The organism is Ferrigenium sp. UT5 (assembly GCF_045866295.1).
In the GTDB taxonomy this organism is placed as follows: Bacteria; Pseudomonadota; Gammaproteobacteria; order Burkholderiales; family Gallionellaceae; genus Sideroxyarcus.
Genome location: NZ_BAAFRY010000016.1, coordinates 49318 through 62039, shown reverse-complemented (window position 1 = coordinate 62039; position 12722 = coordinate 49318). Strand labels below are relative to the sequence as shown.

At 61.1% G+C, this 12722-nt stretch carries 14 protein-coding genes; 5 read left to right on the top strand and 9 right to left on the bottom strand.

The window, feature by feature from the left end:
• Positions 1-123: 123 nt before the first annotated feature.
• Complete coding sequence (gene fliE / locus ACKTSJ_RS07695; RefSeq protein ID WP_407898991.1) at positions 124-450, top strand: flagellar hook-basal body complex protein FliE; 327 nt, start codon at positions 124-126, stop codon at positions 448-450.
• A 104-nt stretch (positions 451-554) separates the two neighbouring features.
• On the opposite strand, the gene queD is transcribed toward fliE, so the two are convergent.
• The 8 genes from queD to ACKTSJ_RS07655 form a co-directional block, all read right to left on the bottom strand.
• Positions 555-1007: a 6-carboxytetrahydropterin synthase QueD gene (queD, locus tag ACKTSJ_RS07690; protein ID WP_407898989.1), complete on the bottom strand. Its 453-nt coding sequence runs from the start codon at positions 1005-1007 to the stop codon at positions 555-557.
• A gap of 101 nt (positions 1008-1108) precedes the next feature.
• The gene (locus ACKTSJ_RS07685; RefSeq protein ID WP_407898987.1) at positions 1109-3211 is read right to left on the bottom strand and encodes a DUF3488 and DUF4129 domain-containing transglutaminase family protein; all 2103 of its coding nucleotides are present in this window, start codon (positions 3209-3211) and stop codon (positions 1109-1111) included.
• Between the two features lie 153 nt (positions 3212-3364).
• Positions 3365-4318 carry a DUF58 domain-containing protein gene (locus ACKTSJ_RS07680; protein ID WP_407898985.1) on the bottom strand — a complete coding sequence of 318 codons (954 nt, stop codon included), beginning with the start codon at positions 4316-4318 and terminating at the stop codon, positions 3365-3367.
• Between the two features lie 12 nt (positions 4319-4330).
• Entirely contained in the window at positions 4331-4576 is a 246-nt protein-coding gene (locus tag ACKTSJ_RS07675; protein ID WP_407898984.1) for a type II toxin-antitoxin system HicA family toxin, read from the bottom strand.
• Entirely contained in the window at positions 4573-4779 is a 207-nt protein-coding gene (locus ACKTSJ_RS07670) for a 2-oxoisovalerate dehydrogenase E1 subunit beta (protein WP_407898982.1), read from the bottom strand. The genes ACKTSJ_RS07675 and ACKTSJ_RS07670 overlap by 4 nt, the downstream gene beginning before the upstream one ends.
• A gap of 48 nt (positions 4780-4827) precedes the next feature.
• Entirely contained in the window at positions 4828-5745 is a 918-nt protein-coding gene (locus ACKTSJ_RS07665) for an AAA family ATPase (protein ID WP_407898980.1), read from the bottom strand.
• Positions 5746-5824: 79 nt separating this feature from the next.
• A complete protein-coding gene (locus tag ACKTSJ_RS07660) occupies positions 5825-6112 on the bottom strand; it encodes a GIY-YIG nuclease family protein (protein ID WP_407898978.1) in 288 nt (95 codons plus the stop codon).
• 64 nt (positions 6113-6176) lie between these two features.
• Complete coding sequence (locus tag ACKTSJ_RS07655; RefSeq protein WP_407898976.1) at positions 6177-6557, bottom strand: Mth938-like domain-containing protein; 381 nt, start codon at positions 6555-6557, stop codon at positions 6177-6179.
• Between the two features lie 120 nt (positions 6558-6677).
• Here ACKTSJ_RS07655 and ACKTSJ_RS07650 point away from each other — a divergent pair, with 120 nt between their 5' ends.
• From ACKTSJ_RS07650 to ACKTSJ_RS07635, 4 genes are all read left to right on the top strand, one after another.
• A complete protein-coding gene (locus tag ACKTSJ_RS07650) occupies positions 6678-7913 on the top strand; it encodes a pyridoxal phosphate-dependent aminotransferase (RefSeq protein ID WP_407898974.1) in 1236 nt (411 codons plus the stop codon).
• Between the two features lie 69 nt (positions 7914-7982).
• Positions 7983-9359: a homoserine dehydrogenase gene (locus tag ACKTSJ_RS07645; protein ID WP_407898972.1), complete on the top strand. Its 1377-nt coding sequence runs from the start codon at positions 7983-7985 to the stop codon at positions 9357-9359.
• Between the two features lie 142 nt (positions 9360-9501).
• The gene (gene thrC, locus ACKTSJ_RS07640; RefSeq protein WP_407898970.1) at positions 9502-10935 is read left to right on the top strand and encodes a threonine synthase; all 1434 of its coding nucleotides are present in this window, start codon (positions 9502-9504) and stop codon (positions 10933-10935) included.
• A 116-nt stretch (positions 10936-11051) separates the two neighbouring features.
• A complete protein-coding gene (locus ACKTSJ_RS07635) occupies positions 11052-11948 on the top strand; it encodes an AEC family transporter (protein WP_407898968.1) in 897 nt (298 codons plus the stop codon).
• Between the two features lie 6 nt (positions 11949-11954).
• Here ACKTSJ_RS07635 and ACKTSJ_RS07630 read toward each other — a convergent pair whose 3' ends face one another.
• Positions 11955-12722 (bottom strand): flagellar brake protein, encoded by a 768-nt coding sequence (locus tag ACKTSJ_RS07630; RefSeq protein ID WP_407898967.1) that lies wholly within the window; start codon positions 12720-12722, stop codon positions 11955-11957.

The following is a 12722-nucleotide window of genomic DNA, read 5'->3' as shown; positions in this document are numbered from 1 at the left end:
CCGCAGGCAGAAGTCCAGCTTGCAACAAGGCCGGATATAAGACTGCAGCCGATTTCTGGTTTTACCAAAACACGACAAATCTCTTGCTAAACCGGGAGGCGTCCATATAAGCGCATCATGGGCATGAACAGAATTTCCAGCGTGGACGGTCTGCTGGCGCAGATGCGTGCCGCCGTCGCGGTGGCGCAAGGTCAATCGCCGACCCCGGCTGCCGGGACGGGCGGGAGCGTGGATTTTGGCACGGTGCTGAAAGCCTCCCTGGACGGGGTGAATCAGGCGCAACGCGAGGCCGGCGCCCTGCAGCAGGCGTTCGTGCTGGGCGATGACAAGGTGAGCCTCTCCGACACCATGATCGCCATGCAGAAAGCCAACATCTCTTTTCAGACTGCGGTCCAGGTGCGCAACCGGATGGTGGCGGCCTATAACGACATCATGAACATGCAGGTATAAAAATCCGTCGCACGGTTCTTGTGGGTCGGACTTCAGTCCGAAAGTGCAATCCCATGTCGGGTTGAAACCCGACCCACGGGGAACGGCGGGTTGTGGGTCGGACTTCAGTCCCGCAGGGAGCGGCAATAATCCGCCCAGTTGTTGGGCGTCTCGAACAGGCGCACGCGCTCCAGTTGCAGATGGTTGCCGTAGGTGTCCTGATAGGCGGCATCGAGCCGTTCGAACGCCACGCGCGCCAGGTTCTCCGCCGTCGGCACCACCTCCAGCACCACGGTCTTGTGTTGCGGCAGCGTGTTCAGGAAATCCAGTACCACCGTGTCGTTGCGATAGACCAGAAACGCGTGATCCCACGCATCCACGACCTTCTCCTTGGCGATGCGTTTCACATCGGTGAAATCCATCACCATCCCTTCATCTGAAACTCCCGCAGTCCTGACGACATCGCCCGACAGGGTGATCTCGATCGCATAGCGGTGGCCGTGCAGATGCTTGCACTGGCTGGCGTGGTTGGGGATGCGATGACCGGCGTCGAATTCCAGTCTGCGGGTGATGTGCATGATGCGTGTCCGGGTAAAAGTGGCGCGGATTATAGCTTGAACCTGCTAAAGGCATTAGCCACGGATGGGCACGGATGAAACCCGGATAAGACCGGAGTTGCTTATTGGTTTCTCATCCGTGTTTCATCTGTGTTGATCCGTGGCTGAATCGTTTTCCCGACTCTGAAGGCACGCACCGCATCTCTGAATGCAAGCAGCCCCTCTTTGCTTTGTTCTCCGGCGTAACGCAACGCGACATAGTCTTTGGCGAAGTCGTGGATCGCTGTGCTCAGTTCCGGTTGCGCTGCGCCGACACGTGCCGCGTAATCCAGCGCCCCCTCATGCTGCGCGCGGGGCAGCCCGGCCTTTTCCAGTTTGCGGCAGAGTTTGAGCCAGGCCGTTTGCACCGGGTCGTGGCTGCGCACGACCAACCGCCGCAACAGGATGAGGGTGAACACGCCGACCAGCAGGAAGATGCCCGCCAGCATGTTGAGTGCCATCTTCTGCCAGGTGATGTCCTCCATGCCGAGGCGGGTGAGAAAGGCGAACTGCGTTTCCGGGTTGTAACCCAGCACCCACTGGTTCCACTGGTTGGCCAGCGCATCCCAGTTGAAGCGCAGTTCACGCAGCCATTGCGGCGGATTGCGCGCCATGAAGGGCAGGGCGGCGGGGTTGCTGACTGCGGCGGACAGGCCGCTTTCGATGCGTGCCGGTGCGATGGCGGCGGTGGGGTCGTAGCGTACCCAACCGCGTTCGCCCAGCCATACTTCCGCCCAGGCATGCGCATCGGCCTGACGCAGGATGTAGTAATCCCCCAGCGCGTTGTATTCGCCGCCCTGATAGCCGGTGACCACGCGCGCCGGCACACCGGCGGCACGCAACAGATAGACGAAGCTGCCGGCATAGTGTTCGCAGAATCCTTGCCGGGTCTGGAACAGGAACTCGTCGATGCCGTTCATGCCGAGCAGCGGCGGTTCCAGCGTGTACTCGAAACCGCCCTGATTGAAATGCCGCAAGACCTCGCGCACCAAAATTTCATCAATCCCATCAGGTCGATTGCTCCCTCTCCCGCCGGGGTAACCAGCGACTTGCCCGCTTGCGGGCTTAGTCGAATGGCTAGTAGTTTCATCAGAGGGTTGGGGTGGGGGAACGCTTTCCGCTTTTGCGCGCAGGCTTTTGGCGAGCGCCAGTGCCTGCGGGTTCAAGCCGCGCGGCAGGGCGAGGGCACGCCGCAACTGCTGCGGCGGCTCGTCCGGATTGGCGCGATAGTTCAGGAAGGAACTGGCCTGATAACGGATGCGCGCATTCACCGGATTGCGGCTCAACAACTGGAAGTCCGGCGCGAGGTCGGCGGTGATGGAAAGTTTGCCCGGCATGTCGAGCGCGAACAGCCAGCGTTTGTTGTGCGGCTCCAGCGTGACGGCATAGCTGACCGGCGCGGAGGCAGCGTCGAGTCTGGGCGCTTGCAGCGTGTTGGGGCGTCCCCGCGTCCAGGTGGTGCCGTCGAAATCCCACAACACCGGGCCGCGCCAGTACATCTGCTCGCGTGCCGGAACGGTTCCGTCGAACGTCACGCGGAACGCCACCGCATCGTTCAACGACAGTTTGCTCATGCTGCCGGGCGACATGGTGTCGGACAGGCCGCTGCTGGCGTAGGCGTCTTGCGGCAGGCCCCACAGCGGGCCCTGCACGCGCGGGAACAGCACGAACAGGATCAGCGACAGCGGGATGGCCTGCAGCAGCAACAAGCCAGCGATACGCAATCGCGGCTTGAGCGCGAGCATGCCCGTGTGCAGATGGATCCAGGTCGCCAGAATGACCAGCAAGGTAAAAAGCATGAACAGCGCGGTGGGGATGCTCTGCGCGTAGAAGAAATTGGTGATGATGATGAAGCAGGAGAGATAGACGAGCACCGTGGCATCGCGTGCGGCGCGCAGTTCCAGCAGCTTGAGGGTGGATAGCAGAATCAGCAGGGTGACGCCGACCTCGCGCCCGAACAGAGAGCGGAACGTGAGCGCGATGGCGGCGACACTGGCGACGGTGATGCCGAGCAGCAGCCAGCGCGGCGGCAGTCCCTTGCCGCTGCGCGTGAGATAGGCGCGCCACAACAACAGCGCGCCGCACTCTGCGCTGACCCACAGCGGCAGGTGCGCGGCATGCGGGGCGCTGACCAGCAGGATGCAGGCGATCAGGCCGTAGATGAGCGGGGCGGTGAGTTTCATCATTCAGTCATTCCCGTGCAGGCGGGAATCCAGTTGTTCGGATGATTCCCGCGCAGCGGGTCAATACCAAGGTTTAGTCCGCTTCGCGGGCTGTTCTCATTGCTGGATTCCGGCTTGCGCGGGAATGACGAGATACTGGAAGGCAGTGCCCTCATCTTACGATTCCTTATGTCCGAACAATGCCAGCCGACGCAAACATTCCGCGCGATGCGCCGTGCCTGGCTGCGGCATCACCTCGCCATCCGGCAATCGCAATCCGTAATGCAAACCCTGCGCGTCCGCATCCAGCACCCAGCGCGTGAGCAGTTCCAGCTTGCGCTCGGGCGCGATGTCGGGAAGTTGCGACCAGTCCAGCCACAATTCCTGACCTTGCTGCGCCGCGAACTGTTTTACCTGCAACCCCTGCTCGCGCGCCAGCGCCTTCCAGGCGATGCGCGGCAGGGCATCGCCCGCCACATAGTTGCGCAGGCCGAAGAAATCTTCATCGCCTTGGGCCATGGTTTTGCCCGTGCCATCCTGTGCCGAAGCGGCCGGCAAGGGCTGCGGTGCGGCGGGTTTGGGATAGACCAGCGCGCGCACGTCGAAATGCAGGTAGGTCCAGGCTTTGAACAGGCCGAGCGGGAAGTGTGTTTCCAGGATCAGGCGCCCGCTGTCCAGCCAGCCGCGCTGTGTCGCTGCGAGCCTCAGTTCGACCGGGGTCGAGGCAGACGGCGGCAGATCAAAAATGGTTTTGTGCCCGTCATCGTCGTGCAGATGCAGTTGATGCCGTGCCAGTGTGCCGGGATTATTGAAATGGAACACAAAGCACGCTTGCTCTCCGGCGAACACCGGCTCGATATGTCCGGCATGGATTTCCAGTTGCGCCAGATTGCGGAAGGCGTACAGCAGGGTCAGCCCGCCGCTGGTGGCGAGCAGGAAGGTGAGCATATAGCCCAGGCTCAAGTTGTAATTGATGTCGCCCAGCAACATCAGCACCAGCACGAATCCAAAACCGAAGAACTGGCGCGTGGGCAGGATGTAGATGCGGCGCTGGTTGAGCACCACCGTGCCGGTTTCGACCGTGCGGCGGAAAGCCCAGTTGCGGAATCTCTGTTTTAGCGAGAGAGGCACGGAGCAGGACCCCTACTTGCCAAATAATTTCCCGATCAACCTGTCTCTGGACAGGCCGTGGTGCGAAGCGACTTCGGCCAGGATGGCGGCCAGCGTGCCGATACGCAGCGGGTCATGCAAAGGGATGGTGATATGGTGTTCTTTGGGAAGTGAACAAGTGACCCGTACATGACTGCCGGATTGACGGGTGGGCCGATATCCGAGTTGATCGAGCGACTTGATGAGTTGCGCACCGTTCAGATTGCGCGGTAATTTCATACGGCGAGTACTTCCTCGCGGGTGAAATGCAGACGGATGATCTTTGGGGCTTTACCTTCATCGAAATGACACTGCACCGCATCGCGCACTTGCCGATGCAAGCTTTCGATGTCATCCGCTTCGGTGAAGATCGATTCACCCAGTGCGCGGGCGATCAGACCGCCTTCCGGTGCTTCTTCTACGACGAACATGATCTCGTTCATGGTCAACCTTTCGATAGATATGCGCAGGCATTCTAGCACCGCAGGGTGCTAGGGGATGGCCACCGCCTCGATCAGTTCGCGCGCCAGTTTCTCGCCGTCCGAGGCTTGCGTGTCGTGCACGCTTTGCAGGCGGTGGCTGGCGACACCGGGCAGCACGGCTTGCACATCCTCGGGGATGACCGCATCGCGTCCCGCGAGCAGCGCCCAGGCGCGGGCGGCGGCCAGCAGCGACAGGCCCGCGCGCGGCGACAGACCGTGGACGAAGCGCGCCGATTCTCGGGTGTGGCGCAGGAGGGCTTGCACGTAGTCGAGCAGGGCGGGCGAGACGAACACCTGGCGCACCTGTTCCTGCAAGGCGAACAGATCGGCGGTCTGCAGCTGCGGCTTCAGATCGGCAATCAGGTCGCGCCGGTCCACGCCGGACAGCAGGCCGCGCTCGGCGGCGGCATCGGGGTAGCCGAGCTGGATGCGCATCATGAAGCGGTCCACCTGGGATTCCGGCAAGGGGAATGTGCCGATCTGGTTGGTCGGGTTCTGCGTGGCGATGACGAAGAAGGGCGAAGGCAGCGGGCGCGTCTCGCCTTCGCTGGTGACCTGGTGTTCTTCCATCGCTTCCAGCAAGGCGCTCTGCGTCTTGGGCGTGGCGCGGTTCACCTCGTCGGCGAGGATCATCTGCGAGAAGATCGGGCCGGCGTGGAACTTGAACTCGCCGCTGTCGCGCTGGTAGATGGAGACGCCGAGAATGTCGGCGGGCAGCATGTCGCTGGTGAACTGGATGCGCTGGAACTGCAGCCCCAGCGTGCGTGACAGCACATGCGCCAGCGTGGTCTTGCCCACGCCCGGCATGTCCTCGATCAGCAGATGGCCGCGCGCCAGCAGGCAGGTCAGGGCGAGCCGGATCTGTTGCGGTTTGCCGAGGATGACCTGTTCGGTCTGGGTGATGACGGCGTTCAGGGATGGGTTCATGGATGTACCGTTGCATTAAGCCCGTTCGTCCTGAGTAGGCGCGTAGCGCCGTATCGAAGGATGGGCGGGCGGGTTGATCTCATTTGCGGAAGTTCTTCTTCGCCAGAAGTGATACTGCCGACCAGTCACTTCGCATCATGGCTTCTTTTTTCTTGCGGCTCCAGCCTTTGATTTGCATTTCGGCGGAAAGCGCTTCATCTCTGCTGGAACAATCTTGCGACCAAACGAGTTCCACGGGGAGGCGGTGGGAAGTATATCCGGCGATAGCGCCTGATTGATGTTCGCCTATCCGTTTCTCCAAATCGTCCGTGTGGCCGGTGTAATAACTGCCATCAGCACACTGTAGGAGATAGACCCAGAAAGTCATCTTGTCGGAAGCTCCTTCGATACGGCGCTATGCGCCTACTCAGGATGAACAGAGTGGTTTGGATTCATGGCAACACCGCCGCCACGACCTTGCGGTCTTCCGCGACGAGGATGTTGTAGGTGCGGCAGGCAGCCGGGGTGTCCATGAATTCGATGGCGATGCCGGCCTGCAGCAGGTTGCGGTAAAGCTCCGGATGGGCGAATTGCTGCCGTGCACCGGTGCCGATCAGGATCACTTCCGGCTTCAGTTCGAGAAAATAGTCGAAATGCGCCACGGTCAGGTCGGCAAAGCCGGTGGCCGGCCAGTCGGTGCGCACGGCGCCGGCCAGCACCACCAGCGGCTGCTCGTGGCGCTGGCCATTGACGGCGACGTAGCCCTCGCCGTGCCCGGTAAAGGTCATGAGGTGCGAGGTCTTTTGCAGATGCAGGGCCAATCTTCTCTCCAATCGTTTGCCGCGGCAGGGTTGGCACAGGTAAAATCGCGCCCCTTGCGGGAATTGCCGAACGGGCGTCGAATTCTACCATCGGTCGCGCGCGCAATATCCCCGCTGACAAAGTGAGAAATCGTGAAACCCTTGCTCAAATCGACCAAACTTTCCAACGTGTGCTACGACATCCGCGGCCCGGTGATGGAGCGCGCCAAGCTGATGGAAGAGGAAGGGCAGCGCATCATCAAGCTGAACATCGGCAACCTGGCGCCATTCGGCTTCGAGGCGCCGGAGGAAATCCAGCAGGACGTGATCCTCAACCTGCCGAATTCTTCCGGCTATTCCGATTCCAAGGGCATGTTCGCGGCGCGCAAGGCCATCATGCACTACTGCCAGTCGAAGAAGATCATGGGCGTGGGACTGGATGACATCTATATCGGCAACGGCGCATCGGAGCTGATCGTGATGGCGATGCAGGGCTTGCTCAACACGGGCGACGAGGTGCTGGTGCCCGCTCCCGACTACCCACTGTGGACAGCGGCGGTCACGCTGGCAGGGGGCACGCCGCGCCATTATCTGTGCGACGAGGCCAACGCGTGGAATCCCGACCTCAAGGACATGCGCAGCAAGATCACCGACAAGACGCGCGCCATCGTCATCATCAATCCGAACAATCCGACCGGCGCGCTGTATTCGGACGACATCCTCAAAGAGATCATCCAGATCGCGCGCGAGCACGAGTTGGTGGTCTTTGCGGACGAAATTTACGACAAGATGCTGTACGACGGCGCGGTGCATACCTCGATGGCCTCGCTGGCCGACGACTTGCTGTTCGTCACCCTGAACGGCCTGTCCAAGAATTACCGGGCCTGCGGCTATCGCGCCGGCTGGATGGTGTTGTCCGGCGAGAAGAAGCATGCGCAGGACTACATCAACGGCCTGACGATACTGGCCTCGATGCGCCTGTGTTCCAATGTGCCGGGGCAGTTTGCGATTCAGACCGCACTGGGCGGCTATCAGAGTATCGACGATCTGGTGGCGCCAACGGGCAGGCTGGCGAAGCAGCGCGACCTTGCCTGGAAGCTGCTGACCGCAATTCCGGGCGTGACCTGCGTCAAGCCGAAGGCGGCGCTGTACCTGTTCCCGCGATTCGACCCGAAGCTGTACCCGATCAAGAACGACCAGCAGTTCATCCTTGAATTGCTGGAAGAGGAGAAGGTGCTGGTGGTGCAGGGCAGCGGCTTCAACTGGCCGCACCCGGACCACATCCGCGTGGTGTTCCTGCCCAACGTGGATGACCTGACGGAAGCCATTGGTCGCATCGCGCGCTTCCTCGAGAATTATCGCAAGCGGCATGGGACATGGAGCGTGTAGGTCGGGATTCATCCCGACAGGTTTTTTTTGTCGGACTGAAGTCCGACCCACAACAGGAATTGAACAGACATGAAAACGAGTAAAGCGAGTTTCGGTGAAGGCTCACGTGAGCAAGGCGAACGTTACGCCGAAACCAAACCAATCAACGTAGGATTACTCGGCATCGGCACCGTCGGCGGCGGCACCTTCACCGTGCTGCAGCGCAACGCCGACGAGATTGCGCGCCGCGCCGGCCGTCCCATCCGCATCACCGTGGTGGCGGATCGCAACCTCGAACTGGCAAAGAAAATCACCGGCGGCGCCTGCCGCGTGACCGACGATGCGTTCGCCGTGGTGGCCGATCCGGAAGTGGATATCGTCATCGAACTCATCGGCGGTTACGGCGTGGCGAAAGAGCTGGTGCTGAAAGCCATCGCCAACGGCAAGCACGTGGTCACCGCCAACAAGGCATTGCTGGCCACACACGGCAACGAAATCTTCAAGGCCGCGCAGGACAAGGGCGTGATGGTCGCGTTCGAGGCGGCGGTGGCGGGCGGCATCCCCATCATCAAGGCGGTGCGCGAAGGCTTGAGCGCGAACCGCATCGAATGGATCGCGGGCATCATCAACGGCACGACGAATTTCATTTTGAGTGAGATGCGCGACAAGGGCTTGAGCTTCGACACCGTGCTGAAAGAAGCGCAACGCCTGGGCTATGCCGAAGCCGACCCGACCTTCGACATCGAAGGCGTGGACGCGGCGCACAAGATCACCATCCTGGCTTCGCTGGCGTTCGGCATCCCCATGCAGTTCGATAAGGCCTACATCGAAGGTATTTCCAAACTGGATGCGATCGACATCAAGTACGCCGAACAACTCGGCTACCGCATCAAGCTGCTGGGCATCACCAAGCGCACCGACGAAGGCGTCGAGCTGCGCGTGCATCCCACGCTGATCCCGAGCAAACGCCTCATCGCCAACGTCGAAGGCGCGATGAACGCGGTGCTGGTACAGGGTGATGCCGTGGGTGCGACGCTCTACTATGGCAAAGGCGCGGGTGCCGAGCCCACTGCCAGCGCGGTGATCGCCGACCTGGTGGACGTGACGCGCATGGCTACCGCCGATCCGCAGAACCGCGTGCCGCACCTTGCGTTCCAGCCGAACGCGATGGCGGATTTGAAAATCCTGCCGATGGACGAAGTGCAGACCAGCTACTACCTGCGCCTGCGCGTGCAGGACAAACCGGGCGTGCTGGCCGACATCACGCGCATCCTGGCGGACGAGCAGATCTCCATCGACGCCGTGATCCAGAAGGAACCCGAAGAAGGCGAAGAGCAGACCGACCTCATCATGCTCACCCACCAGACGCGCGAGAAGCGCATCAATGCAGCCATCGCCAAGATCGAGAAGTTAGGGGTGGTGGCGGGGAAAGTGACCAAGCTGCGCATGGAAGAACTGGGAAGGTAAGCTGTCATTCTGGCGCAGGCCGGAATCCAGTTGATTGAGATAGCCCGCGTAGCGGGACAAAACCCAAGTTGTCGGCTTCGCCGGAATTTATTTTTCGCTGGATTCCGGCCTGCGCCGGAATGACGGACAAGAGAGCAAACGAATGAAATACATCTCCACCCGTGGCAATGCGCCCGCCAAGACTTTTACCGAGATACTGCTGGGCGGCCTCGCGCCGGACGGCGGTCTGTATCTGCCGGAGCGCTATCCGCAGGTGACGCGCGAAGAGCTGGACGCATGGCGCAGTCTTTCCTATGCAGACCTGGCGTTCGAGGTGCTGTCCAAGTTCGCGACAGATATTCCGGCGAATGACCTGCGCGCCATCGTGCACAAGACTTACACCGCCGAGGTGTACAGCAACGGGCGCGCCGACAGCGATGCGACGCAGATCACTCCATTACGTAAACTGAGCGACGGCGTGTTCATCCAGGAACTCTCCAACGGCCCGACGCTGGCGTTCAAGGACATGGCGATGCAGTTGCTGGGCAACCTGTTCGAATACGCATTGGCGAAGCAGCACGAAGAACTGAACATCCTCGGTGCGACGTCGGGCGACACCGGCTCTGCCGCCGAATATGCGATGCGCGGCAAGCGCGGTATCCGCGTGTTCATGCTGTCGCCGGAAGGCAAGATGTCGTCGTTCCAGCGCGCACAGATGTATTCGCTGCAGGATCCCAACATCTTCAACATCGCCATCCACGGGTTTTTTGACGACGCGCAGGACATGGTGAAGGCGGTGTCGAACGACCACGCTTACAAGGCCGCGCACAAGATCGGCACGGTGAACTCCATCAACTGTGGGCGCGTGTCGGCGCAGATCGTGTATTACTTCAAAGGTTATTTCGCCGCGACGAAATCCAACGACGAGCAGGTCGCGTTCTCCGTTCCCTCCGGCAACTTCGGCAACATCTGCGCCGGGCATATCGCGCGCATGATGGGCTTGCCGATTGGCCAGTTGATTCTGGCGACCAACGAGAACGACGTGCTGGACGAGTTCTTCCGCACCGGCGTTTATCGTCCGCGCGACACGAAGCATACCTACGAGACCAGCAGTCCTTCGATGGATATTTCCAAGGCCAGCAACTTCGAGCGCTTCATGTTCGATCTCGTGGGCCGCGATGGCGCGAAGGTGCGCGAGTTCTGGAGCAAAGTGGACAAGGGCGGCTCCTTCGATATCAAGGGCACCGATTACTGGCACGCACTGCCGAAATTCGATTTCGCGTCCGGCAAGAGCACGCACGAAGACCGTCTCAAGACCATCCGTGAGATGTGGGAAGAATACGGCGTGATGGTGGACACGCACACCGCCGACGGTTTGAAAGTCGGGCTGGAGCAGCGCCGTCCCAGCCTGCCGCTGATCTGTCTGGAGACGGCGTTGCCCGCCAAGTTCGCGGAGACTCTCCGCGAGGCACTGGGGCGCGAGCCGGAACGTCCCGTCGCGCTGGAAGGCATCGAAGACCTGCCGCAGCGCTGCGAAGTGATGGAGGCGGATGTGGCGAAGCTGAAGGCGTTCATCAGCGCGAACGTGGCGGGTTAGTTCGTCATTCCGGCGCAGGCCGGAATCCAGTCATTAAACAAACGACGCGAAGCGGGACGAAATAACTGCATGTTAGATAACCGCACTGGATTCCGGCCTGCGCCGGAATGACGGATATGAACAACCTCCTCCTGCTCATCCTTTGCTTTGTCGCCGGTGTGCTGCTGCGGCGTTTCCGGCGCATGCCGGACAATGCGCCGGCCACCCTCAACAGTTTCATCATCCACGTTTCGCTGCCCGCGCTGACGCTGCTCTACATCCACGAACTGCATCTTTCCGGCGATGTGGTGCTGACCGCGCTGATGGCGTGGATCGTGTTCGGTCTGGCGGCGGGATTCTTCTGGCTGCTGGGGCGCTGGCTGCAACTGCCGCGTGCGACCATCGGCGCGCTGATGCTGACCGGTGGTCTCGGCAACACCTCGTTCTTCGGCTTGCCTATGGTGGAGGCGTTCTATGGCAAGGAGGGGCTGGGAACCGCCATCATCGCGGACCAGCTCGGTTCGTTCTTCGCGCTCTCGGTGCTGGGCATCACCGTCGCGGGCATCTACTCTTCCGGTCGTCCGAAGGCAGCGGAGATATTCAAGCGCATCGCGCTGTTTCCGCCGTTCATCTCGTTGTGCATCGCCCTGCTACTGATCCCCGTTGAGTATGCGGAATGGTTCGGCGTGTTGCTGCGCCGTCTGGGGGACACGTTGGCACCGCTCGCCCTGTTGTCAGTGGGGATGCAGTTGCGGCTGGGGCATATTGCCGAACACCGGCGCGATCTGGCGCTGGGGCTTGGCTTCAAGCTGATCCTCGCGCCGCTGCTGTTGTGGCTGCTGTATGTGCAATGGCTCGGTGCGCGCGGCCTGCCCATCCAGGTCACGCTGTTCGAAGCCGCCATGCCGCCGATGATCACCGCCGCCATTGTGGCGAAGGAACATGACCTCGATCCGGATCTGGCCAACCTGATGGTGGCGGTAGGGCTGATTCTTTCCTTCTTTACCTTGAGTGCCTGGTGGTACGTTTTTTAGCGGCAACTATTCGGTACGCTGTTTCTGCGCCAGTTGCTGCTGCATCTGGGCCACGTAGCGTTGCAGCTTCATCACGGTGTCACTGTCCGGTTGGTAGAATTCGCAGCCGGCGCGGCGGCTGACTTCGCCGCTGCGGCTGGTCACTTCGAACAGGCTTCTGACTTCGATCACCGGATGGATGCTGCCGATTCCGGGCAAGTCGATCTCGCAATCCGTATAGCGTTTTCCGACCTCCAGCTGCACATCGTTTGCCACGCACACCAGCGCCACCCCGCCGATGCTCAAATCCAGCACGGTCATTTCATGCCGTTGCCGTGCCGGATGCGGATGGGCATGGATGTAGCACTTGAGCGCATCCGGTTCGCTGTTGAGCAGGCGGTAATAGTTGCGGCGCTGCAGGCGCAGCAACTTGCGCGGCAGGGGCAGGAAGAAGGCCGGCATGTTCTGGAACAGGCCCTGCGTGGTCTCGGTGGAAACCCACTGGACCTTCGCCTGATTGTGCGTGCTGACGAATACGATGCGGCGGCTGCGCTCGATGTGGCGATTGTCGATGGGGCTGGCGGCGGCATCCACCCACAGGCCGGTTTCATCGACCGCCAGCAGCAGGGTCAGCACCATGCTGTTGTCCTCGTTGTAATAGAGCGCCACGCGGCTGCGCCGGGCAGCGATGTCGCGCAACACGGCGAGAATTTCTTTCGGGTCGTGCAGGATGAAATCGTTTTCTTCATCCCGGGTGACGACCTCGATCTTGAGGGGCACTTCCTTGTTGCGCAT

What these genes read in the sequence shown, in the direction of transcription:
- fliE (WP_407898991.1), top strand. Translation starts at nt 124, where the DNA reads ATGAACAGAATTTCCAGCGTGGACGGTCTGCTGGCGCAGATGCGTGCC.
- queD (WP_407898989.1), bottom strand. Translation starts at nt 1,007, where the DNA reads ATGCACATCACCCGCAGACTGGAATTCGACGCCGGTCATCGCATCCCC.
- ACKTSJ_RS07685 (WP_407898987.1), bottom strand. Translation starts at nt 3,211, where the DNA reads ATGATGAAACTCACCGCCCCGCTCATCTACGGCCTGATCGCCTGCATC.
- ACKTSJ_RS07675 (WP_407898984.1), bottom strand. Translation starts at nt 4,576, where the DNA reads ATGAAATTACCGCGCAATCTGAACGGTGCGCAACTCATCAAGTCGCTC.
- ACKTSJ_RS07670 (WP_407898982.1), bottom strand. Translation starts at nt 4,779, where the DNA reads ATGAACGAGATCATGTTCGTCGTAGAAGAAGCACCGGAAGGCGGTCTG.
- ACKTSJ_RS07665 (WP_407898980.1), bottom strand. Translation starts at nt 5,745, where the DNA reads ATGAACCCATCCCTGAACGCCGTCATCACCCAGACCGAACAGGTCATC.
- ACKTSJ_RS07660 (WP_407898978.1), bottom strand. Translation starts at nt 6,112, where the DNA reads ATGACTTTCTGGGTCTATCTCCTACAGTGTGCTGATGGCAGTTATTAC.
- ACKTSJ_RS07645 (WP_407898972.1), top strand. Translation starts at nt 7,983, where the DNA reads ATGAAAACGAGTAAAGCGAGTTTCGGTGAAGGCTCACGTGAGCAAGGC.
- thrC (WP_407898970.1), top strand. Translation starts at nt 9,502, where the DNA reads ATGAAATACATCTCCACCCGTGGCAATGCGCCCGCCAAGACTTTTACC.
- ACKTSJ_RS07635 (WP_407898968.1), top strand. Translation starts at nt 11,052, where the DNA reads ATGAACAACCTCCTCCTGCTCATCCTTTGCTTTGTCGCCGGTGTGCTG.
- ACKTSJ_RS07630 (WP_407898967.1), bottom strand. Translation starts at nt 12,722, where the DNA reads ATGCGCAACAAGGAAGTGCCCCTCAAGATCGAGGTCGTCACCCGGGAT.